The sequence below is a fragment of the Nonomuraea sp. NPDC051191 genome (assembly GCF_044455665.1).
Classification (GTDB): Bacteria; Actinomycetota; Actinomycetes; order Streptosporangiales; family Streptosporangiaceae; genus Nonomuraea.
In genome coordinates this window covers 13,088-36,025 of sequence record NZ_JBITEZ010000034.1, presented here as the reverse complement: position 1 = coordinate 36,025, position 22,938 = coordinate 13,088, and the positions used below count along the sequence as shown (strand labels likewise).

Sequence of the window (22,938 nt, the reverse complement as noted above, 5' to 3'; positions counted from 1 at the left end):
TACGTCAAGCAACCGGTAGAGTGAGTGTCATGGGATGGGAGCAGGACCTCGGCGAGGCCGACCGGATGTGGCGCACGTACATCGAAATGGCCAAGCACCTCGGCTCACACCTGCAGCAGCACCTGCAGCGCGAGTGCGACCTGTCCGCGGCCGACTTCGAGGTCCTGGTCCGGCTCACGGAGTCGGAGCGGCGGGAGATGCCCGTCGCCGAGGTGGCCGCCGCGACCCAGTGGGAGAAGAGCCGCCTGTCCCACCAGCTCACCCGGATGGCGCAGCGCGGGCTGGTCGAGCGGGTGGACACCGACGACCGTCGCTATCCCGACGTGCGGCTCACCGACAAGGGCTACGCGGCGATCGACAAGGCCGTCCCCGAGCACACCGAGCTGGTGCACGCCCTGTTCATCGACGTGCTGGGCCCCGAGCGGCTGGCCGGTTTCGCGCAGGCATGCGCCGACGTGCTCCGCGCGCTCGACGAGCACCGGGAGCGGGACTGCTCGTTGTGATCACGCTCCCGCGCCGGGGCATGGCGAGAAACGAAGATGCCGGGCCTTCGCCGGGGCGCGCGTACGGCATTGCGGGGCCGTTTCCGCGGCCCGGCGAAGGGGGTCGTCATGGGTCGTGATCTGGTGTGGTGATCGGCAGGCGCGATGCCGCCGGTGGAACGCCGCCGGCGGTCAGCTTGCGATGGCTTTCCAGTTCCAGGTGAGCCCGTAGGACGCGCTGAGCGCCAGCAGACCCGGGCCGACAGCGCCGAGGTTGAGGAAGCGGCCCTGCGCGTCGTACTGGCCCACCGCCGTCAGTTGCGAGGCGTGCCTGTCGGCCGGCGGGGTGCAGAACATGTAGCCGCCGTCATTGGGACGGAATTCGTTCAGCGTGAGCAGGTTGCCGTCGCCGACCGCGGGGTTGGTGGCCGTCGAATTGACATACAGTCCCTTGTGGACCAGGTAATAGCAGTAATAATCCTCGGTCTTGTCGGCGTATATGGGCATGAATTCTTCTTCGGAATCGTCGCTGTCGGGTTCGAGCGCCACCGGCGTGCCCGGTTCCGGATCGGAGTCCTGTACGGTCATGGCCGATCCCGCGCCGGTGACGATCTCATCGACGTCCAGCGCCTCGTTCTCGGCGTCCTGGAGGAACCAGCGTTGGTCGGGATCGAATTCGTCGGCGAGGTCACGACCCACCAGTTCTTCGCCGTCAGCGCGATCCAGGGCGGTCAACGCCTGGCCGGTGGCCTTGTTCAGCAATATCCAGGTGCCGTCTCCCATGTCGAGCAATCGCCACAGCTGGGAGTCGCCCTCGTCGGAGCCCTGGAGAATCACCGGCGCGTCGCCGAGTCCGGATTCCTGGCCCAGATAGGTACGCGTGAGGCTGTGCAGGACGCGATAGTGTCCCGGGTCGTCACCGGCGGCCAGGAACCGGAAATTGTGCGCGCTCTGCTCGGACCGGGCGAACGTCTTGGTCTTGAGGCGACTGCTGCCGGGCTGCGTCCCCGCACCCGAAGGGTAGGGGGAGCGGGTGCTGGAGGCGCTTCTGAGATTCTGCGTCGTTCGCGGAACGGCCTTCGCCTGCCGCGCCGGTCGGGACGTCGTGCACCGCTGGTCCTCGGTGAGATAGGAGAAGTCGTATTCGACGGGAAGGTGGTCCGACATTTCGAAGTCGGTCATCGGCGTCCCGAACCCGTACCCCCTGTAGAGCGCCGGGGTGACGCCGTTCCGGGTGACGGCGTAGTCGATGGTGCGTCCCGTGACGGGCCGGGTGGGCCCGCTCGAGGGCAGTACGTCGAACTGACGGGAGTCGTCGCCGAGGGCGGTCAACAATCCTGTCTGCCCATAAGCCTCCATATTGAAGTCGCCGAGAACCACCCAGGGCAGCGGTTGCCCGTTCGGGCCGGCGGTCTGCATATGACTCCTGATGTTCCTCAGCATCGTGACGTTGTCCGTGCCGCCTGCTGCGGCCCCGTGCCAGGTGAAGTAGACGACCCCGCAATAGTTGACGCCGAGCGCGGGACGGGACTTGCCCTCGTGAACGCCGTTCCGGGTCGCTCCGGGGACGACGAATATCTCGTCCCCCTGGACACTTCTCCGCGTCCAGACGGCCAGATTGATCTTCTCCGGGTTGCCGGAACCGGTGTCGACGTTCGTGTTCAGCCAGTAGAGGTAACCTCCGCCGCGGCCTCCACTGGTTCGGCTGAGCCAGATCTCCTCGACGGGAGGCGCGTTCGTGCTGCCGTCGCGCATCCTTTTGACGTAGTCGGTCTGCGCGATCGGGTGTTTGCCCCAATAGTGCCGGTCGGCGGGATAGCCGGTCTCCTGCAGGGCCAGGATGTCGTTCTCCCTGGGAGGACTCTCCCGGGTGTGCAAAGCGGGCAGCGCGGTCGCGTACCTGTCGCCCTGTTGTTGCGAGGACGCGCCGGCCATGTTCCAGGTGGCCGCCTTGATCTCGACGAGCTTCGGGTCGCGTGGGGGGAGTTCGCCGCCGGTGTCGCGGAGGAACAGCGAGTGCCGGTGTCCCACGTCGAGGGCGGCCACTCCGTTGCCCTGATAGTTCAGGGTCTCCCGTCCGGTCCAGTCCGTGATCGCCTGCCCGTTCTGGCTCAGGGGCAGGAACGCGCGTGGGTCGGAGCCGTCCGATCCGAACTGGAAGGCGGTGCCGGCCTGGGCGCCGTACGGCCGGTACGGCTCGAACGGCCCGCCGGCGGTGGTCTGCTTGCTCAGCGTGTTGTCATAGAAGACGTTCTGCGGTCCGGAGGAGCCGGCCCACTTGCCCGCCTTGGGCCCGGCCGCCCACCAGATCGGATACCAGGTGCCCGCGTCGATCTCGCCGCCCTCGCCACCGCAGTTGGCGGAGCAACTGGCCGAGCGGTGCTCGTAGGGGACTCGCACCGTGTTCTGCTCGAACAGGTTGTCGTGCTCCCAGCCGCCGTGCAGGTTCAGGTCGGAGTCGAGGTCGTTGCGGAAGGCGACGTTGCCGCCCGCCGACCACTGGAAGGTGAAGTGGCGCAGGTCGCGGCTGAGGTTGTGCGCCCACAACGAGTCCCACACGCGGCTGCCACGCAGGTAGCCGTTGCCGCCCTTGCCCTTGTTCCAGGCGCCCTCGAAGCTGTTGCGCTCGATCTGCAGGTTGCGCGCCACCTCGGTGACGATCGGGTGTGAGCCGGTCATCGTGGCCTTGAGCCCGCGCGCCCAGCTGTTCGCCGCCCACTTGAACACGATGCCGTGCATGGCGTACTCGGGCGCCAGGTTGCCGTAGTTGTGCACGGCCTGCTCGGGAGTGAGCGAGTACGTCTCCTGGCCGCCGATCTTCGGCAGGCCGTTCATGTCCTGGGTGAAGGAGAAGTCCTCGAACCCGACGCCCTCGACCACCTTCAGCGGCGTGACCTTGCTGGCGTACGGGCCGCCGCCGTTCAGCGGTTCGGAGCCGTCCGATTCGGAATTCACCGGGAGGTCCCACCTCAGCGGCCGGTCCAGCGTGATCGTCTTGGCCGTGGCGTCCATGCGGCTGAGCCGGAACATCTCCTGCCGCATGTGGAGCGCCTCGATCATGCTCTGATCGGTGATGCCCTGCTGCGCGTAGAACTTCCTGCTGTTGGCCGCGCCTACCCAGACATAGCCGCCGCGCCTGAACTTGGTCATGTCGGCCTTCGCGTCCAGCCGCACGACCGTGCCTCCCGATCGTGCCGAGAAGCCCGGGTCATCGGCCGCGGCGGCCACCCTGAAGCCGGAGGCCCAGTGCTGGTTGACGCTGCCCTCGTAGAGGTCCTTGCGCATGGGCAGGCTGGAGGCCAGCTCCCAGTCGTCCTTGTACCGGGTCGCCACCTCCCGGGTCTGCACCCGGAACATGCCACGCCCGGGCCAGATCCAGCCACCGTTGCCGATGTCGGGGGCGGTGCCGGCAATCATGCTCTCCTGGTCCCACCGGCCGTTGATCACCTGGTCGTAGCGGGTCTGGAGGCCGGGCCTGAACACCAGCCGGGTGCCGCCGTCGCCGGAGCCCTTGCCCCGTACGATCAGAAAGCTGGCATCTACGTAGATCTGCCGGGTGATGTCGATCCGGCCTGCCGGTAGCTCGATGAGCGAGAGCCGGTTGAAGTTGGCGTTCGGCGAGCAGTCGCTCTTGATGTGGTCGATCGCCTTCTGCAGTCCGGCGGTGTCGTCGGTCCCGTCGTCCGCCGTCACCCCGTAGGAGGAGGCGAGCTCTCCCGGCGAGATACGGCAGGAGGCGTCGTCGGTCAGATCCGTATCGCCCTCAGGCAGTTCCTGGCCGCCTCGGTACCCGGCGCGTGACCAGTCCGGCAGACCGGCCGGCGGGGCTGTGCGGTTGGTGTGACTCAGGTCAGGGCCGAACGCTCCAGGCCCGGCCCACGGCGGGTCCTCCGCCGTGGCAGGTGCGGTCACGGACGTCGGGGAGGCGGACGCCCCCCACGCCGCCGAGGTGATGCCCGGCGACGACAACGAGAGCAGCAGGACGCACACCATGGCCGCCGCTGGTCGGACCATTCTCACGTGATCTCTCCGAGAAGGACGCGGACGCCGGGATCCGGCGTCGGTGACGATGACGTCGTCCGGCTGAGCGTTCGCCGGCTTCACCACTGCGGGGCCGACGGCGTGGGCATCGCCGCGAAGTCGTAGACCTTCTTCCACAGCACGCCGCTCTTACCGCCGGCCGAACCGTTGATGACGTAGTAGAGATCGGTACCGGCCACCACGGCCAGCGGGGTTCTGCCGGGTGAGAGCGCGAAGCTGTTCTCCTCGTAGTAGCCGCTCCACCCGCCGTCGCGCGAGATCATGTAACTGCCGATGGTGTTGTCACGGTCCTCGGTGATGGTGATGACGCCGTAGCCGCTTCGGGAGAGCGCGACGGACGGGCCGTTCCTCGTGTAGCCCGGGGTGCCTGTCGCATAGACCCGGAACGGATTCGTCCAGTTGCCGGTCCCGTACCGCTGCCGCGACATGTACACGTAGTTGTCGGTGCCCGTGAAGGCGAGCACGACCTGGTTCCAGGGAGCGGGGTCGGCGCTGGTGCCCACCTGGGCGGCCAGTCCCGGCGCGTCCTTGCTCCGCGCGCCCGGCACGACGCTGGGCGAGCTGTAGGTGCCGGTGTCGCCGTTGTAGTACATCGTCCAGATGTCGTCGGTGGACTGGCTGTTCCAGGCGAGCATGAAGGAGTTGCCGGGGAGCGCGGCAGCCGCCACGGGCTCGGTGTCGGTGGTGCGCGTGTCGTTGGGGATCCTGGTCCAGCTGGGCAGGGTGGCGGGTAGCTGGTAGCTCGGGCTGAGCTGGACGCGGTGCTGGTAGACGTGGCCCTCGGTGCCGGTGTGGAAGATCCGGAAGTTGCCGCGGCCCCCGTCATCGGTCCATATCACCCGCGGAGGCGTCCATGTCTGCGCGTTGGGCAGCGAGTACGCGGGCCCGTTGTTCAACGAGATCCAGATGGAGTCGTTGTCCGCGCCGCGCCAGGCGTGCAGGATGTTGCCGCGGTCGTCGCGCGCCTCTCCCGGAGTGGACCTGCTGGTGATCTGACCGCCGGCGTAGGTCACCGGCTGCCAGTCGGACCCCTCACCGGGGAAGCCCCAGGAGCTGATCGAGGCGCCGCCGTCGTCGGCCGAGGCCGGCGCCGTCATTCCACCGGCGGAGGCGATCAGCGACACGGCCGCGATGAGCAACCTCTTCTTGACGAACATCTCTTCTCCCGCATCGTCTCTCGAATCGACGACCATCGCGCCGTTGGCCCGGCGGTGACTCATGGACCGTCGTTACAGAGACAAAGTGCGGGCGGCCGCTCGTGACATGACGCTCGTCACATCACCATCCCGCTCCCGGACGAAGGCGGGCCGCGGATCCTCAGGCCGTGAGCGCCGCGCCTTCGAGCAGCGTGGTGCGGATCTGCTTGCGTGACGAGATGCCGAGCTTCGCGAAGACCTTGCGCAGGTGCCATTCGACGGTGTGCGGGCTGATGAAGAGCTGAGCGCCGATCTCGGGGTTCGTCAGCCCGTCGCCGGCCAGGCGCGCTATCTGCGCCTCCTGGGCGGTGAGAGTCGCGCGTGCCTCGACGGTGCGCTTGCGTACCGTCTCACCGGTGGCCTGGAGCTCGCGCCGGGCGCGTTCCGCGAACGCCTCGGCCCCCATGTCGCCGAGCAGCTCGTATGCGATGCCCAACTGCTCGCGTGCGTCGAGGCGGCGGTTCTCCCGGCGCAGCCACTCGCCGTAGAGCAGCCGGGTGCGGGCGAGCGTCGTCCGGACCTCGGTGCGGCCGAGCCGCTCGATCGCCTCGCGGTAGAGAACGTCGGCGTCCGCTCCGTCGCTCACCTGGGCCCGTACGCACGCCGAGGTCCCGAGGGCCCAGTCGGTGCCGCTGGCTCGGGCCATCTCGTCGAGGCGCCAGGCGACCTCGGCCGCCCGAGCGGGCCTCCCGCTCCGGACGGCGGCCTCGACGAGTTCGACCGTGGACCTGATGGCCGTCCCGCCGAGCTCCTGCGGGTGCTCGAAGGCTCGCTCGGCGGCGACGTACGCCTCCTCGTACCGGCCGAGGCCGTTGCAGAGCACCGCGCTCGCCCATTGGGTGGCGGTCACCACCTTGCCTTCCCCCTGAATGGCCGGGTCCCGCATGATCGCTGCGCTCACCTGACGTGTCGCGGCCTCCCGTCCTCTCCACGGCTCGAGTATCAGGGCCGCGTACTGGGCCAGGTAGCGGCTGCCCGTCACCTCGCCGATCGTCACCGCCTCGGCGACCAGCGCGTCGGCCAGGGCGAACTCACCGGCGAGGACCCTGTTCGACACGAGCATGTGGAGGGCTGAGGGCAGCACCGACAGTGCGCCCGCCTCGCGTGCCAGATCGACCAGTCTCGCGGAGAGCACCGACCAACTGTCGAAGTCCCAGACGTTATGGGCCATCCGGGACGCGAACGGCAGCCAGCCAAGGCCCTGTTCCCTGGAGACCCCTTCGGCGCGGAAGGACTCCAGGGCCCGCAGCACCATCGGCACGCCCGCGGCGGAACCGTCGGTGAGCGCCACGCCCACGCCGTTCAGGAGCAGGTCGTTGCGCTCCGGCGGCGGCCCCGGCGGTGCGGCGAGCAGCGCCTCGGCGATGTCCACCACCTGGGCGCCGCTCGGCAGCCGGCCCGCGTTCATGGCCGCGTTCAACGTGTCGCGGTAGGTCTCGCGGGCCAGCCCGGCGTCCAGCGGCGCCAGGCGCTCACCGGCTCTGAGCAGCAGCGGGAAGGCGGAACCGGCGCTCCTGGAGGCGAACGCGATCTGACCGCGCAGCAGGTCCGCCTGGGCGAGTTCGCGTTCGTCCAGAGTGCTGAGTTCGGCTGCGTCCAGCAGTTCGAGCGCGGCGTCGTACCCGCCGGCCTGGTACTTGGCCCGGGCCGCCGCCAAGGCCCTGGCGCCGCGGCGCGCGGGATCGGGGGTCAGCTCGGCTGCCCGCTCGTGGAACGCCGCCGCCGCGGCGACTCCGCCGCGCGCCTGCGCCCGATCCGCCGAGCGCTCCAACTCGGCGGCCACCGTCTCGTCGGGGCCGGCCGTCGCGTTGGCGAGGTGCCACGCCCGGCGATCGGGGTCCGCTCGGGGATCGGTCGCGTCGGCCAGCGCGCGGTGGACGTCCTGCCGGTCCTGCGGGGACGCGACGCGGTAGGCCGCCGAGCGCATGAGGGGATGGCGGAAACGCACCCGCGTACCGATGGCGATCAGCCCCGCCGCCTCGGCCGGCGACGCGGCGGACACGTCGATGCCCAGCAACTCCGCCGCGCGAGTCAGCAGGGTCACATCCCCGACCGGCTCGGCCGCCGCGATGAGCAGCAGCCGCTGTGTCTCGGCCGGCAACGCCCGGACCCGCCGCAGGAAGCCCTGCTCGATCTGACTGGCCAGCGGTCGCGCGTCGGGCCGCCCGAATCCACCCGCCAGCTCCGCCGGCGCCAGCCCCCGGGGCAGTTCGAGCAGGGCCAGCGGGTTTCCCTGCGTCTCGACGACGATCCGGTCCCGGACCTGCTCGTCGAGTCGTCCAGGAGTCACGGAGTCCAGCAGGGCGCGGGCGTCGCTGTCGCTCAACCGTCCCACGTCGAGCTGGGGCAGCCCTTTCAGCTCCGGTCCGAGGTGGTGCTCGCGCACCGCGAACACCAGCCCGATCGGCTCCGCGAGCAGGCGCCGCGCGACGAAGGCGAGGGTCTGCGCGGAGACCTGGTCGAGCCACTGCGCGTCATCGACGAGGCAGACCAGCGGCCCTTTCTCGGCCACGTCGGCGAGCAGGCTGAGCACCGCGAGCCCGACCAGGAAGCGGTCCGGAGGAGTTCCCGCGCTCAGGCCGAACGCCGTCCCGAGCGCGTCGCGTTGCGGGCCCGGCAGGCGACCCAGATGCTCCAGGAACGGCGAGCACAGCTGATGCAGCCCGCCGAAGGCCAGCTCCATCTCGGATTCCACGCCGGTCGCTCTGCTGATCCGGCAGCCGGACGCGCTGTCCCGCGCGTACTCCAGCAGCGCCGTCTTGCCGATGCCGGCCTCGCCGCGCAGAACCAGGACCGAGCTGTGGCCGTCCTGCACCGTCGCCACGAGCTGATCCAGCGTCTCGCACTCTGGTTGCCGCCCGCGAAGTTGCGCCCCGGGACCTCTGCTTGCCATGGCACTGCCCCCGACGATCATCTGTTCGTTGCCCCATGACCGCTGAACATGGGGAGAAACCGGCGCTACATCCTAGATGGAGACGTAACCTACCGTTCTGCCATTAAGCCCAGCAATCTGCTGGTGACACCGGCCGCAGGGTGAGCCGGGTGGTCGCGGAGCATCCCACTGTCCGAAGCGCCTCCGCTGCCCAGACGCCCGCCACGGTGCGGGCCAGGGTACCGACCACGGTGTTCCCAGGGCGCGATGGAGCAGCACGGGCAGCGACCGTGATCGCAGTGGCATCACCGGATGCCAGCTGTCGAACGGAGCCGCCATCGTGACCATGAGCCTCTTGGAGTCGTGCGAAGACCACGCAGAGCAGACCCATGACCGGTCGATCACACATGGGGACGGAGACGATCCGGCGTTCGTCAGCGCCGCGCCCCGGCTTCTCACGATCGGTCTGCGCGTCCTGCAGGACGTGGGCGAAGCCGAGGACGTGGTGCAGGAGACATGGCTGCGTTGGGCCCGTGCCGATCGGTCGGTCGTCGTCAGCCCGCCGGCGTTCCTCGCGCTGACCACCACGAGGCTCGCCATCAATGTCGCCCGGTCCGCCCGCAGGCGCCGAGAGACCTCCGCCGGCTCCTGGCTCCCCGAGACGGGTGACCTCGCCGCCGGGCCCGAGACGGCGGCCGAACGACGAGAGGCGGTCGACACCGCGATCCGGCTGCTGCTGGAGAGGCTGACACCCGCCGAACGAGCCGTCTATCTCCTGCGCACGGCCTTCGACTACCCCTACCGCCAGATCTCCGAGCTCCTCCACCTCGGCGAAGACCATGCGCGGCAACTCCTGCGACGCGCCCGCAACCACCTCGCCACCGAGCGACGCCACCAGGTGAGCACCACCGCGCACCGGCGCCTCGTACGGACGTTCGTCGCCGCCGCCCAGTCCGGCGACCTCGCCGAGCTGGAAGAAGTGCTCGCCGCCGACATCGTCCGCTGAGTTCGATCGCTGTCGCGGCTATCTGTCACAGATCACGACGCCGTCCGGTCTTTCGGGGTGAATCGGACGCCGAAAAAGCGACAGGAGCGTGAGCGTGCCCTCGACCATGACCACCATCCGGATCCGGGTCAGGATGAGCTCACGGCCCGTCGACGAGCCGCATCGCGCGTCGAGCCAGCTCGAGCTCCTCTTCGATCTCACCTTCGTGGTCGCGGTCGCGGCCGTCACGGCGCAGTTCGCGCACGTCATCGCCGAAGGTCATGGCCTGACCGGGCTGGTCCCGTTCCTCCAGGTGTTCTTCGCCATCTGGTGGGCGTGGATGAACTTCACCTGGTTCGCCTCGTCCTACGACACCGACGACGTTCCCTACCGGCTGCTGACCATGGTGCAGATGGCGGGGGTGCTGGTCCTCGCCGTCGGCGTGCCCGCCGCGGCCGGCCACTCCGACTACGGGATCATCACCCTGGGCTACCTCATCATGAGGATCGGGCTCGTCGCCCAATGGCTGAGGGCCGCGTTCGAAGACCCGGCGAGCCGCCGTACGGGGCTCCGCTACGCCGCGGGCATAGGTCTGGCCGAGCTGGGCTGGTTGCTCCGGCTCGCTCTCCTGGACGCCGGCCTCCTGCCGGCGTCACTCCAGCTGCCGTTCTTCGCCTGCCTGGTCGCCCTGGAGCTGGCGGTGCCGTGGTGGGCGGAGCGGGTCAGGGCGACCACCTGGCACCCGCAGCACATCGCCGAGCGCTACGGCCTGTTCACGATCATTCTGCTGGGCGAGAGTGTCCTGGCCGCGAGCAGAGGGGTCGAAGGGGCGCTCGAAGCGGCTCCCCTCGTCGTCATCGCCGGATCCGGTCTCGTCCTGCTGTTCGCCCTGTGGTGGCTGTACTTCCTGGTCGAGGCAGGGGAGGGGCTCAGCGAGCGGCGTCATCGGTCGTACTGGTGGGGGTACGGCCACTTCGGCATCTTCGCCGCGCTGGCGGCCCTCGGCGCCGGGCTGGAGGTGGCGGTGGAGCAGAGCGGGCGCCAGCTGGCGGCATCGCCGATGGCGATCGGCTACGCGGTCGCCGTCCCGGTCGGGGTGTATCTCATCCTGCTCCGGGCGGTGCATGCGCTGGTCGACGCGGACTCCGTCGTTCCCCGCACTGCCGTGGCAGGGTGCGTCGGCGCCGTCGTGTTGTCGCCGCTCGCGGCGCCGTGGATCGGGGTGGCCGCCGTGGTCTCGCTGATCGCGGCGGCCTGCGTCGCGCTGGTCGCCGTCGCCATCTGGGCGGCACGTAGCTGAAGGAGCATCATGTACGCGTCAGAGAACAGAATCGCCACGTCCGTCCTGGTCATCGGGACGGGAGGGGCCGGGCTGCGGGCGGCCGTCGAACTCGCCGAGCGCGGGGTGGATGTCCTCGCGGTCGGCAAACGGCCGAAGGCGGACGCACACACCTCGCTCGCGGCAGGCGGCATCAACGCGGCCCTCGCCACGATGGACCCCGAGGACACCTGGCAGCAGCACGCGGCCGACACTCTCAAGGAGAGTTACCTGCTGGCCAACCCCGAGACGGTGCGCATCGTCACCGAGGGGGCGGCGCGTGGCATCGAGGACCTCGTGCGGTACGGCATGCCGTTCGCACGCGAGCAGGACGGGCGGATCTCCCAGCGCTTCTTCGGCGCCCACACCTTCCGGCGCACCTCGTACGCGGGGGACTACACCGGACTGGAGATCCAGCGCACGCTGATCAACCGGGCGGCCCAGCTCGACGTCCGCGTCCTCGACACGGTGTACATCACGCGGATTCTCGTGCGCGGCAACGCGGTCTTCGGCGCGTACGGGTTCGACCTGACCGACGGCAGCCGCTACGTCATCCATGCCGATGCGGTGATCCTGGCCGCGGGCGGCCACACCAGGATCTGGCGGCGCACCTCCTCCCGGCGCGATGAGAACACCGGCGACTCCTTCCGCCTGGCCGTCCTGGCCGGCTGCCGCATCCGCGACCCCGAGCTGGTGCAGTTCCACCCCTCTGGTCTCATCGCGCCGGAGAACGCGGCGGGCACGCTCGTCTCCGAGGCGGCGCGGGGCGAGGGCGGGGTCCTGCGCAACCGGCTCGGCGAGCGGTTCATGTCCCGGTATGACCCGGAGCGGATGGAGTTGTCCACGCGCGATCGGGTCGCGCTGGCCGCGTACACAGAGATCAAGGAAGGTCGCGGCACCCCGGACGGCGGTGTGTGGCTGGACGTGTCGCATCTGCCGCGCGAGACGATCATGACGCGGCTGCCGCGCGTCTACCAGACGCTCCTGGAGCTGCAGATGCTCGACATCACCAAGGAGCCGATCGAGGTCGCGCCGACCGCGCACTACTCGATGGGCGGGGTCTGGGTACGTCCCGAGGACCACGGCACGGACGTCGACGGCCTGTACGCGATCGGGGAGGCGGCCAGCGGCCTGCACGGCGCCAACCGCCTGGGCGGCAACTCCCTCATCGAGCTGCTCGTCTTCGGCCGCATCGTCGGCCGGGCGGCGGCGGAGTATTCCGCGGGTCTCGGCGCGCAGCGCCGTTCCGCCGAGGCGCTCGCCGCGGCGCGGCAGGAAGTGGACGAGCTCCTGTCCGCCGACGGCCCGGAGAACGTGCGGTCGCTGCAGCGAGCGCTCCGCGACATCATGACGGAGCACGCCGGAGTGGTACGCGACGAGGGCGGCCTGCGAAAAGGCCTCGCCGAACTGGCAGGGGTCGAGGCGCGCATCAGCGGGATGGGCGTGCACCCGGACATCGCCGGCTTCCAGGACCTGGCCCACGCCTTCGACCTGAAGTCCGCGGCGCTCGCCGCGCGCGCGACCATCGAAACCGCGATCGAGCGCCGCGAGACCCGCGGCTGCCACAACCGCTCCGACTACCCGGAACTCGACCCCGCACTGCAGGTCAACCTCGTGTGGTCCGGCCCCGGATCGGTGGAGCGGGAGAGCATCCCGCCGATTCCCGCCGAGATCGCGGCGCTCATGCGCGAGGTCTCAACCGTGGGAAAGCTCGTCGAATAGCCGGATCTTGTCACAAATGCCGAGGCTGCCCTGTCTTAGCTGGCGGTTCGGGGTCCGGCCAATCCTGATCGAGTCGATGCCCGCCAGATCGCCGTATAGATCCCTTGGAGGAGACATGAGCACCCCGAACGGTGAGAACGAGTTCCTGTACGAGCTCCACGTCGAGATCGAGGAGGAGCTGATCATCGCCGAGGCCAGCCACTCGGAGGAGGAGGTGGGGCAGCCGGTCACCGAGTGGCTGTACGACCCGACGGACGTCGATCGCGAGAAGATCGCTCTGCGGGGCCTGCGCGACGCGGTCGAGGTGCTGGAAGGCGGCTCGCGGCCGGGTGACGACGTTGCCTGAGCCGCGGATCGGCACGCTCGGCAGCCTGCGTGAGCACCTGCAGTGGGCGATCCAGCTGGAGCACGCGACGCTGCCGCCGTACTTGACGGCGCTGTACTCGCTTGACCCGGAGCGTAACCCGGCGGCTGTGGAGGTGGTGAGCGGCGTCTTCGTGGAGGAGATGCTGCACTTGGCGCTGGCGGCGAACCTGCTCAACGCCGTCGGCGGCAGGCCGCGTCTGGACATGCCGGGGATGTTGCCGCCGCATCCGCGCAAGCTGCCTCATGGTGATCTGGAGGTGTCGCTGGTGCCGTTCGGCGCGGAGGCGCTGGAGATGTTCCTGCGCCTGGAACAGCCCGCGCCGCCCGGCGCACCGCCGGAGGACGACGGCTACGAGACGATCGGGCAGTTCTACGCCGCGATCGAGCAGGGGTTGCGCTACCTGTGCGAAACGCTCGGCGAGAAGGAGGTGTTCTGCGGCGACCCGGCCAGGCAGGTGAGCGGCGGCCACTTCCGTCACACCGGCGGCAGGCTCGTCGCCGTCACCGACCTGGCCTCCGCGCTGGACGCGCTGAAGGAGATCGTCGAGCAGGGAGAGGGTACCGCCCGCGGCGAGGTCTGGGACGGTGACCAGGACGAGGTCGCCCATTACTACCGTTTCATGGAGCTGAAGCTCGGCCGCCGCTACCGGCGCGGGGACACCCCTGAGTCCGGTCCCACCGGTGAAGAGCTGTCGCTGGATCTCACCGGGGTGTTCCCCATGACGCCCGATCCTGCGGACCGCGCCGCGCAGGAGGAGTTCGACCACACCTACTGCGCCATCCTCCATCTGCTGGAGCTGGCCTTCAACGGCAGCCCCAGGATGCTCGCCGTCGCCACCGGGGAGATGTACGCGCTCAAGGCCCAGGCGCAGGGGCTGATGCGGCGGGGCGGCCTCACCTTCGAGTACGTCCCGCCTGAGCTGCGCCGCTGGAGCGCGGGCGACCATCAGCGGATCGTCGTGCTCCGGGACGGGCCGTACGTCGTGTACGGTCGCGTCCCCCTGCGGCGCAAGCGGAAGATCGTCTCCGCCGAGCAGAAGAACGCGCTCACCTGGAGGACCGGCGAGCCGCTGGAGACCGAGGAAACCTATGCGCTGTGCCGCTGCGGCCGTTCGGGCGCCAAGCCGTTCTGCGACGGGACTCACGCCGTGATCGGTTTCGACGGCACGGAGGCCGCGCCGATGCGGCCCTACCAGGAGTTGCAGCACGTGCACGACGGCGTCGGCATCTCCGCGCAGCGGGTGGGCGAGCTGTGCGTGCACGCCGCCTTCTGCATCGGCCGGACCAGGCCCATCGCCAGGATGCTCGACGACACCGCCGACAGCGACGTGCGCTCCGACGTCATGGGTCGCATCGATCACTGCCCCTCCGGCTCCTACAGCTATGCCCTCGAACGCGGCGGCGAGACGATCGAGGCCGACCTCCCGCGCGCCGTCTCGGTGCTGGAGGAGGAGGACGGCCTCGCCGGCGCGCTGTGGGTGACCGGTGGAATCCCCGTCACCCGATCGGACGGCCTACCGCTGGAGACCAGGAACCGGATGACGCTGTGCCGTTGCGGTCACTCCGGCAACAAACCGCTCTGCGACGGCACCCATCGCGAGATCGGCTTTCACGAGTGAACAACCAGAGAGGCAATCCCATGAACCAACCAGTCGTTCTCCTCGTCCACGGCGCCTTCGCCGAGTCGGCCGGCTGGAACCGCGTCATCCAGCGCCTGCGCGGCAACCAGCTCACCACGGTCGCCGTGGCCAACCCGCTGCGCGGCGTGGAGGGCGACGCCACCTACCTGCGGGACGTGATCGACGGCATCGGCGGCCCTGTCGTCCTTGTCGGCCATTCCTACGGCGGCATGGTGATCAGCCAGGCGGCGGCGGGCAACCCGGCCGTGCGTGCCCTGGTCTACGTCGCCGCCTTCGCCCCCGAGCCCGGTGAGAGCGCGCTGCTGCTGTCGAGCAGGTTCGAGGGCAGCACGCTCGGCCAGGCGCTGCAGGCCTACCCGGTGGCTTCCGGCGGCAACGAGTTCCGTATCGACCCCGCCAAGTTCGACAGCCAGTTCTGTGCCGACCTCGACACCGAGGAGGCCGCGCTGATGGCCGCGACCCAGCGGCCGGTGACCGAGCGCGCCTTGTCCGACGGGCTCGCCGTCGACGAGGCGCCCTGGCGCACCGTCCCGTCCTGGTTCGTCCACGGCGACAAGGACCTCAACATCCCGGCCGCCGCACTGCGCTTCATGGCCGAGCGCGCGGACTCGCGTGGCACCCGCGAGGTCGCCGGCGCCTCCCACGCGCTCGCGGCCTCCCAGCCCGACGCCGTGACAGCGACTATCCTCGACGCGGCGGACCGCGTGCGAGGCTGACGAACCCCTGTTCAGGCCGACGGGTGAATCGATGTGGGGCACATGAACACGGAATCCCTGGAACAGGCGGACGCTCTCGATCGGGCGGCGTCCGCCTTCATCGAGCTGCGCCCGCGGCTGTTCGGCATCGCCTACCGGATGCTGGGCAGCGCGGCCGAGGCCGAGGACATCGTCCAGGAGGTGTGGCTGCGCTGGCAGGACACCGACCGCGAGACCATCGAGAACCCGCCGGCCTTCCTGGCGCTGGTCACCACCCGGCTGGCCATCAACCTGGCGAAGTCGGCGCGCGTGCGGCGGGAGTCCTACATCGGCCCCTGGCTGCCGGAACCCGTGGACACCAGTCTTGACCCCACTGTCGGCGCCGAACGCGGCGAAGCGCTGGAGCTGGCCTTTCTGCTCCTGCTGGAGAGGCTCAATCCCACCGAGCGCGCCGCTTACGTCCTGCGCGAGGCCTTCGACTACCCCTATCCGCAGATAGCGGAGATCCTGCGGCTCACCCCGGTCAATGTCAGGCAGATCGTGAGCCGTGCCCGCAGGCGCGTGACCGCCGTCCGCCACGAGCCCGTCGACAGGCTCCAGCACCGGCGCCTCCTGGAGACGTTCCTCGACGCCGCCCAGACGGGAAATGTCGGCGCCCTGGAGAAGCTCTTCGCCGCCGACGTCGTCAGCTCCTCCGACGGCGACGGCATCAGGGGATCGGCCAAGTTCCCCGTGCTGGGCAACGAGCGGGTGGCCAGGTTCGTGGCCGCGTTCTCGCCGCGGTTCTGGCCGGGCACCGCCGTCACGTGGGTCGAGATGAACGGGCTGCCAGGCGTGCTCGTCACCCGGGACGGCAGCGGCGTCGCCCTGCTCGCCATCGAGGCCTCCCAGGAGGGGATCCACCACCTGCTGTGGATTCTCAACCCGGCCAAGATCGAGGCCTTCGAGCGGTCTCGCAGCCGCTGTGTCACAACGTAACGGGCTGTCCGGTCTTATCTGCCAACGATGAAGGAGGCGGCAGATCATGACCGAGGCGGGCGCCGAGTCGCTGGCGGAGATGCTCGACGAACGGCAGCACCTGCTCGAGATCGCTCTGTGCATGTTCGGCTCGGACACCACGGCCGACCACGTCGTCCAGGAGACCTATCGCCGCTGGTACGCCCTCGACGAGGAGGAGCGCGCCGCCATCGCGGTGCCGCGCGCCTGGCTGACGCGGACAGCGGGAAGCATCTGCCTGGAGCTCGTCGCCGACCCCGACCCCGACCCCGACCACGTGCCCGGCGGCCGGGTGACGCGGGCCCAGCCCGTGCCGTACCCGGCCTCGCACCAGGCCGGGTACGGCCCGGAGATGCTCGCCAGGCACGAGCGGGTGGCCCGCCGGTTCGCCGCGGCCTGCCAGGCGGGTGACACCGAGGCGCTGCGGGAAGTCCTGGCCGCCGACGCGACCGTCGTCAGCGATGGCGGCGGCAAGGTGCGCGTCGCCGTACGGCCGACTTACGGTGCGGACGCGGTCGCGCGGGTCGTCACGGCGTTGCTGATCGACCAGCCAGGAACCGAGCCGGCCATCGGATCGGTGAACGGCAGGACGGGGCTCGTGCTGCGGCGGACGGGCAAGGTCGTGGCGGTGGTCAGCGTGAGCGTGACCGGAGCCGAGGTCACGGCGGTGTGGATCACCCTGAACCCCGACAAACTCCGGCGTTGGCACTGAAGGGCATACCGGTGCACGACCAGATCCTCTCCACTGACACGACGACGACGGGGTGGAATTCAGGCCGCTCTACTCCACGCGCGTCGCCGTGACCGCCGGCAGCTCCTCCCCCGGGCGGGCCAGCGGCCACGCAGGTCACCACGCACCTCCGGCACGCCTGCACCAAGCTCGGGATCCCCAGGCTCCTCCTCGAACACGAGGCCGCCTGTCACAACCGAGGGGGGCTGCCTTGTCTTAGCTGACGACAGGGGCGCACCACAGCGTCCAGAGAGCCAGAAGGGTGCCAGCAATGAAAATCGTGGTGATCGGCGGGACCGGGCTCATCGGGTCGAAGCTGGTGAAGAAGCTGGGCGAGCACGGCCACGAGGCCGTGGCCGCGTCGCCGAACACCGGCGTCGACACGTTGACCGGGGAAGGTCTGGCCGAGGTGCTGAAGGGCGCACAGGTCGTGATCGACGTGTCGAACTCGCCCTCGTTCGAGCGCGAGGCCGTCATGAAGTTCTTCCAGACCTCCACCGGCAACCTGCTGGCGGCCGAGGCGGCCGCGGGGGTGGGCCATCACGTGGCGGTGTCGATCGTGGGGACCGAGCGGATGCCGGAGAACGGCTACTTCGCGGCGAAGATCGCCCAGGAGCAGCTGATCGAGAAGTCGGGGATCCCGTTCTCGCTGGTGCACTCCACCCAGTTCTTCGAGTTCGCCCGCGGCATCGCCGACGAGGGCACGATCGACGGCAAGGTGCACATCGCGCCGGTGCTGTTCCAGCCGATCGCGGGCGACGACGTGGCCCAGGCGGTCGGCAGGACCGCGGTGGGGACGCCGCTGAACGGCCGGATCGAGATCGCCGGACCGACCCAGTACAAGATGGACGAGTTCTTCCGCAAGGCGTTGGCCGCCTGGGGCGACACCCGCGAGGTCGTCGTCGACCCGCAGGCGCGCTACTTCGGCAGCGTGCTCGGCGAGCGGTCGCTGGTGCCCGCTGACGGCGCGCAGCTCGGCACCATCACCTACAAGGACTGGCTCGACCAGTCCGACGCGAAGTAGGGCGGGGCGATGGACAAGCCGCGATCGACCGCGTGGCAGACGGCGTTGACCGTGCTGCAGGAGGCGCAGCCTCCGTTCATCCCCGAGGGCGCGCACGCGATGACCGTGGTCATCGAGTACCCGCCCGGAGACCCTGGCGCGCCGCCGCATCGCCACCCCGGTCCCGCCTTCGGCGTCGTCCTCGAGGGCGAGATGCTGATGGAGCTGGAAGGAGAGCCGGAGCGGGTGATCCGCGCCGGCGAGGCGTTCTGGGAGCCGGGTGGCGACGTCATCCACTACCAGGACGGCAACAATCGCGACGATGTCCCGGTACGGTTCACGGTCACCATGCTGTGCGAGCCGGGCAAGCCGATGTTCACGCTGGTGGAAGAGGCCGAGCTGGCCCAGCGCAAGGACCGCCGCGCGCCACGCCTGTCCTGAACCCCGGCGAAGTATCCGCAGCGTGACGGCACCGGCTGCCGTCGTCGCTGCCTGATCCCAGGATCGAACCAGGCCGCCGGCCCACCGGCCGGCGGTCCGATCCGCCATGCCAACAACCCGAGGTTTGACACGAATGAACCATGAACGACCGGTTCGGATCGGCACGCTCGGCAGCCTGCGTGAGCACCTGCAGTGGGCGATCGAGCTGGAGCACGCGACGCTGCCGCCGTACTTGACGGCGCTGTACTCGCTTGATCCGGAGCGTAACCCGGCGGCTGTGGAGGTGGTGAGCGGCGTCTTCGTGGAGGAGATGCTGCACTTGGCGCTGGCGGCGAACCTGCTGAACGCCGTCGGCGGCAGGCCGCGTCTGGACATGCCGGGGATGTTGCCGCCGCATCCGCGCAAGCTGCCTCATGGTGATCTGGAGGTGTCGCTGGTGCCGTTCGGCGCGCAGGCGCTGGAGATGTTCCTGCGCCTGGAACGGCCCGCGCCGCCCGGCGCACCGCCGGAGGACGACGGCTACGAGACGATCGGGCAGTTCTACGCCGCGATCGAGCAGGGTTTGCGCCATCTGTGCGAAACGCGCGGCGAGAAGGAGGTGTTCTGCGGCGACCCGGCCAGGCAGGTGAGCGGCGCCCACTTCCGCCACACTGCCGGATCGCTGTTCGCCGTCGAGGATCTGGAGTCCGCGCTCGGCGCGCTGAAGGAGATCGTCGAGCAGGGGGAGGGTACCGCCCGCGGTGAGGTCTGGGACGGTGACCAGGACGTCCTCCACCCCGAGCGGAAAGAGGTCGCCCACTACTACCGCTTTCAGGAGCTCAAGCTCGGCCGCCGTTACCAGCGGGGCGACACCCCGAAAACCGGCCCGACCGGGGAGAAGGTCGGCGTCGACCCGGACGGCGTGCTGCCGATGACACCCAACCCGCGGCCCGCCGAGCCGGGCAGTGCCGTACGGGCGGCGCAGGATCTGTTCGACACCACCTACAGCACCCTGCTGAACCTGCTGGAGCAGGCATTCAACGGCGACCCGAAGCGGCTCACGGACGCCACCCGCACCATGTTCACGCTCAGGGCCCAGGCGCAGGCCCTGATGGCGCTGCCCGGCGGCGCCGGTCCCACCTTCGCCTACGTGCCGCCCGAAGCACGCGGCTGATCCAGGAAACCTCTCCGCTGCCGCGTGGGCGGCGGAGAGGACAGAAGTCACCGGGTTCGCGTCACCAGCTCGCCGATCTCGGGGAGGACGGCGTCCGCGACCGTGATCTTCCGCTGGATGAGCCCGTTGGTGTGGAACAGGTCGGCGGCGTGCTGCTGCTCGGCGACGAACTCCGCGCTGACCGGGTGCAGCCCCCACGGGCGGGTGCGCAGCGCGTGCTCCCACGCGTCGAGGTCGCCGTCGAACAGGGCCGCGGCCTCGCGCGGGTGCTCCTCCGTCCAGTTGTCCGCCCGCTGCAGCGCGGTGACGATCCTGGCCAGCTCCTCCGGCCGTTCCTGGGCGAAGTCGCGGCGGGTGAACCAGAGTGAGCGGTGGCTGAACAGGCCCTCGGTCTCCACCAGCGTCCGGGTGCGCGACTCGACCGGCGTCAGGTACGGGTAGGAGCCCACCCAGGCGTCCACGTCGCCGTTCACCAGCAGCTCGGCGGCGTTGCCGTAGGCGTCCACCGGGACGATGTCGCCCCACCCGAGCCCGGCCCGCTCCAGCGCCAGCAGCAGCAGGGTGGTCTGCCAGGAGCCGTGCCCGAGCGCCACCCGCCTGCCCTTCAGCTCCGCCACCGAGCCGATCGGGGAGTCGTCCCGCACCACCAGGCGGCCGTTCTCGACCCGTGGCCCCGAGATCGCCACGTACACGATGTCGTGCCCCTTGGCCTGGGCGGTGACCGGGGGCGTGGAGCCGGTGCCGATGAAGTCGTATCCGCCGTCGAACAGGTGGTCGCCGTGTGCGGACGGCAGGGCCCGGGTGGGATCGACGCGCTCGTCCCGGCCGAGGGCGTTCAGGTCCACCCATTCGACGCCGGGCAGCAGGTCGCGGTGGCGGGCCACCCAGAGCGTGTTGTTCTGCGGGAAGAAGCCGACCTTGGTGGTCATCAGGAGCGTCCTTTCAGTAGCGGCAAAACGTGGCGGCCCACGCGGCGGGCCTCTTCGAGATGGGGGATCCCGGCCAGGATGAGGGCGTCCACCCCGAGGTCCAGCAGCCGGTCGAGGCGGTCGGCGACCTGGTGGTAGTCGCCGACCAGGCCGAAGGCCGGGCCGTCGCGCAGTTGGCTGAACCCGCCCCACACGTGGGGGGCGACCTCCAGGGCGCGGGGGTCGTCACCGGCTCCGGCGAGGAAGGCGCGGCTGCGTCGCACGCCGACGGAGTCGCCCTCGCCGGCGTCGCTCTCGCGCGGCCGGGCCCGCCAGCCGGCCTCGATCTCCGCCCATGCCTCCTCCTCGCTCTCCCGGGCCAGCAGGTCCACCCGCACGGCGAACCGGGGCGGCGTGGCACTGTGCGCGCGCACCGCGTCGAACTTCTCCTCCAGCGCCTCGAACGGCTCCAGCCAGGACAGGTAGTAGTCGGCGTGCCGTCCGGCGGCGTCGATGGCGGCGGGGGAGGAGCCGGAGAAGAAGATCTCGGGGAACGGCTGCCCGGCCAGCTCCTCCGGCAGCCCGGCGTTCTCCACCTGGTAGAAGCGGCCACGGTGGGTGTGCCCGCCCTGCCAGACTCCCTTGAGCACGTCCAGGAACTCCGAGGTGCGGGCGTAGCGGTCGTCGTGGTCCACCTTGTCGCCCCACCACAGCTGCGCCGGGCCGCCGCCGCCGGAGATGACGTTGTAGACGATCCGGCCGCCGGTGGCCCGTTGCAGCGTGGCCGTCATCCGGGCGGCCTGGACGGGGTGCAGGAAGCCGGGCTGGAAGGCCACCATGAAGCGGTACGACGTGGTCTCGCGGGCCAGCGTCGCGGCGGCGGCCCACGGGTCGTCGGTGTGCGGGAAGTTCGGCAGCAGCCCGCCGGTGAAGCCGCTGTCCTCGGCGGCCCTGGCGACCTCGGCCATGTAGTCGGCGTGGCTGTAGCCGTCGTCCCGGCCGTCCCTGGTGCCGGGGGCGGTGCCGCCGGGGGCGAAACCGCCTCGGCTGCGGACGCGGCGGCGCAGCGAGGGCTGGTCGCCCTCCATGTGAATGCGCCAGTAGATGTCAACGGTCAACAGACCGCTCCTTCACGTGCTCGCCGAGGCGGTAGACGTCCTCGGTCTGGAGGAAGAACTCGGTGACGCCGAGCGCGGCGTACTCGTCGGCGGCCTCGATCGTGGGCAGGTGCACGCCGTAGCGCAGGCCGGGCAGCTCGGGGACGAGGGCCGCCAGGTCGTCACCGGCCCCGAAGACGTGCACGTCGGCGTGGCGGCGCGACAGCTCCAGGGCCTCGGGCGAGACGCCCGACAGGTGCACCTCGGGGAAGGGCGGGGACGACAGCGGCGCGCCGAAGCCGCCCTTGACCACCTCGTAGAAGTCCCCGGCGAAGTCGAACGGGCCGCCGCCCCAGACGCCCTTGGCCACGGTGAGGAACTCGTCGGCGCGGGCGAACCGGGCGGCGCCGGTCAGGAAGTCGCCCTGCGCCCTGGCCACGGCCGGGTCCAGATCCACCGCGAGCCGCCAGCCGAGCCGTCCGGCGGAGAAACGCTGCAGGGACGCCGAGAGCTTGGCCGCGTAGACCGGGGTGGCCACGGCCGGGTGGAACTCGGCCACGACCCGCAGGTGGCGGGTGCGGCGCAGGGCGTTGGCGGCGACGGCGAGAGATTCCTGGCCGGCGGGGTCGAAGGGCGAGAGCGCGCCCGCCCACCCGGACAGGTCCGCGGCCACGGCGGCCCGCCCGGCGAGGTCGGTGAGCGCCGGCCGCACGTCGGTGACGAAGCCCGGCAACGGGGTGGGGGCGGGGCTCCGGGTGGGCAGGGCCAGGTGGAAGCGGCCGGTGCGGTGCGCCGTCATGCCGCCGCCCCCAGCGGGACCTCTTCCAGCAGGGCGTCGATGCGCGGGAGCAGCTCCCCGGCCAGCGGCTCGATCTGGCTGTCCAGCACGAACAGGCCGCGCGTGACGTGCCGCGCGCCGAGCACGCTCAGCACCGGGCGCAGGGCGTAGTCCACGGCCAGCAGGTGGCCCGGGGTGCCGCCGGTGGCGATCGGCACCACCGTCTTGCCGGCGAACGCGCCCTGCGGCAGGACGTCCAGGAACGCCTTCAGCAGGCCGGTGTAGGACGCCTTGTAGATCGGGGTGGCGACGACGATCGTGTCGGCCGCGGCCACCTGCGCGGTGGCGTGGGCCAGCTCGGGATGGGCGATGTCACCGCGCAACAGGGCCTCGGCGGGCAGGTCACGAAGGCGCAGTACGGTGGCGGGCCGGTCCAGCCGCCCGGCCAGGTGGTCGAGCAGACGTACGGTACGCGAGGCGGCCGATGGGCTGCCGGAGATGAGCAGGACGGACAT

The 22,938-nt window shown here is 70.3% G+C and carries 19 protein-coding genes; 12 read left to right on the top strand and 7 right to left on the bottom strand.

Going from position 1 to position 22,938, the window contains the following annotated elements; genetic code table 11:
* Positions 1-29 precede the first annotated feature (29 nt).
* A complete protein-coding gene (locus tag ACIA8R_RS51915) occupies positions 30-503 on the top strand; it encodes a MarR family transcriptional regulator (protein ID WP_364099070.1) in 474 nt (157 codons plus the stop codon).
* Between the two features lie 171 nt (positions 504-674).
* On the opposite strand, the gene ACIA8R_RS51910 is transcribed toward ACIA8R_RS51915, so the two are convergent.
* The 3 genes from ACIA8R_RS51910 to ACIA8R_RS51900 form a co-directional block, all read right to left on the bottom strand.
* Positions 675-4,496 carry an endonuclease/exonuclease/phosphatase family protein gene (locus ACIA8R_RS51910; protein WP_397045535.1) on the bottom strand — a complete coding sequence of 1,274 codons (3,822 nt, stop codon included), beginning with the start codon at positions 4,494-4,496 and terminating at the stop codon, positions 675-677.
* A gap of 86 nt (positions 4,497-4,582) precedes the next feature.
* Positions 4,583-5,680, bottom strand: coding sequence for a hypothetical protein (locus ACIA8R_RS51905; RefSeq protein WP_364099061.1), 1,098 nt, complete (start codon positions 5,678-5,680; stop codon positions 4,583-4,585).
* 160 nt (positions 5,681-5,840) lie between these two features.
* Positions 5,841-8,612 (bottom strand): ATP-binding protein, encoded by a 2,772-nt coding sequence (locus tag ACIA8R_RS51900; protein WP_397045533.1) that lies wholly within the window; start codon positions 8,610-8,612, stop codon positions 5,841-5,843.
* 325 nt (positions 8,613-8,937) lie between these two features.
* Here ACIA8R_RS51900 and ACIA8R_RS51895 point away from each other — a divergent pair, with 325 nt between their 5' ends.
* The 11 genes from ACIA8R_RS51895 (at position 8,938) to ACIA8R_RS51845 (ending at position 19,640) form a co-directional block, all read left to right on the top strand.
* Positions 8,938-9,597, top strand: coding sequence for a sigma-70 family RNA polymerase sigma factor (locus ACIA8R_RS51895; protein ID WP_397045549.1), 660 nt, complete (start codon positions 8,938-8,940; stop codon positions 9,595-9,597).
* 94 nt (positions 9,598-9,691) lie between these two features.
* A complete protein-coding gene (locus tag ACIA8R_RS51890) occupies positions 9,692-10,876 on the top strand; it encodes a low temperature requirement protein A (protein WP_397045531.1) in 1,185 nt (394 codons plus the stop codon).
* Positions 10,877-10,885: 9 nt separating this feature from the next.
* Positions 10,886-12,616, top strand: coding sequence for an L-aspartate oxidase (locus ACIA8R_RS51885; RefSeq protein WP_397045529.1), 1,731 nt, complete (start codon positions 10,886-10,888; stop codon positions 12,614-12,616).
* Positions 12,617-12,731: 115 nt separating this feature from the next.
* Complete coding sequence (locus ACIA8R_RS51880) at positions 12,732-12,962, top strand: hypothetical protein (protein WP_397045527.1); 231 nt, start codon at positions 12,732-12,734, stop codon at positions 12,960-12,962.
* Positions 12,946-14,601: a ferritin-like domain-containing protein gene (locus ACIA8R_RS51875; protein ID WP_397045526.1), complete on the top strand. Its 1,656-nt coding sequence runs from the start codon at positions 12,946-12,948 to the stop codon at positions 14,599-14,601. The genes ACIA8R_RS51880 and ACIA8R_RS51875 overlap by 17 nt, the downstream gene beginning before the upstream one ends.
* Before the next feature lie 20 nt (positions 14,602-14,621).
* The gene (locus ACIA8R_RS51870; RefSeq protein ID WP_397045524.1) at positions 14,622-15,338 is read left to right on the top strand and encodes an alpha/beta fold hydrolase; all 717 of its coding nucleotides are present in this window, start codon (positions 14,622-14,624) and stop codon (positions 15,336-15,338) included.
* A 42-nt stretch (positions 15,339-15,380) separates the two neighbouring features.
* Positions 15,381-16,295 carry an RNA polymerase sigma-70 factor gene (locus tag ACIA8R_RS51865; protein ID WP_397045522.1) on the top strand — a complete coding sequence of 305 codons (915 nt, stop codon included), beginning with the start codon at positions 15,381-15,383 and terminating at the stop codon, positions 16,293-16,295.
* A 46-nt stretch (positions 16,296-16,341) separates the two neighbouring features.
* Positions 16,342-17,025: a hypothetical protein gene (locus ACIA8R_RS51860; protein WP_397045520.1), complete on the top strand. Its 684-nt coding sequence runs from the start codon at positions 16,342-16,344 to the stop codon at positions 17,023-17,025.
* Positions 17,026-17,314: 289 nt separating this feature from the next.
* Positions 17,315-18,067 carry an SDR family oxidoreductase gene (locus tag ACIA8R_RS51855; protein ID WP_397045518.1) on the top strand — a complete coding sequence of 251 codons (753 nt, stop codon included), beginning with the start codon at positions 17,315-17,317 and terminating at the stop codon, positions 18,065-18,067.
* A gap of 9 nt (positions 18,068-18,076) precedes the next feature.
* Positions 18,077-18,487 (top strand): cupin domain-containing protein, encoded by a 411-nt coding sequence (locus ACIA8R_RS51850; protein ID WP_397045516.1) that lies wholly within the window; start codon positions 18,077-18,079, stop codon positions 18,485-18,487.
* A gap of 133 nt (positions 18,488-18,620) precedes the next feature.
* On the top strand, positions 18,621-19,640 hold the full coding sequence (locus ACIA8R_RS51845) for a ferritin-like protein (protein WP_397045514.1): 1,020 nt from the start codon (positions 18,621-18,623) through the stop codon (positions 19,638-19,640).
* A gap of 47 nt (positions 19,641-19,687) precedes the next feature.
* Here the strand turns inward: ACIA8R_RS51845 and ACIA8R_RS51840 are convergent, their stop codons facing one another.
* The 4 genes from ACIA8R_RS51840 to ssuE are packed head-to-tail and all read right to left on the bottom strand — an operon-like array spanning position 19,688 to position 22,938.
* The gene (locus ACIA8R_RS51840; RefSeq protein WP_397045512.1) at positions 19,688-20,569 is read right to left on the bottom strand and encodes an ABC transporter substrate-binding protein; all 882 of its coding nucleotides are present in this window, start codon (positions 20,567-20,569) and stop codon (positions 19,688-19,690) included.
* Positions 20,569-21,666 carry an LLM class flavin-dependent oxidoreductase gene (locus tag ACIA8R_RS51835; RefSeq protein ID WP_352356221.1) on the bottom strand — a complete coding sequence of 366 codons (1,098 nt, stop codon included), beginning with the start codon at positions 21,664-21,666 and terminating at the stop codon, positions 20,569-20,571. Before ACIA8R_RS51835 ends, ACIA8R_RS51840 begins: the two co-directional genes overlap by 1 nt.
* Positions 21,656-22,444 (bottom strand): LLM class flavin-dependent oxidoreductase, encoded by a 789-nt coding sequence (locus ACIA8R_RS51830; protein ID WP_397045510.1) that lies wholly within the window; start codon positions 22,442-22,444, stop codon positions 21,656-21,658. Before ACIA8R_RS51830 ends, ACIA8R_RS51835 begins: the two co-directional genes overlap by 11 nt.
* The gene (gene ssuE / locus ACIA8R_RS51825) at positions 22,441-22,938 is read right to left on the bottom strand and encodes an NADPH-dependent FMN reductase (RefSeq protein ID WP_397045508.1); all 498 of its coding nucleotides are present in this window, start codon (positions 22,936-22,938) and stop codon (positions 22,441-22,443) included. The genes ACIA8R_RS51830 and ssuE overlap by 4 nt, the downstream gene beginning before the upstream one ends.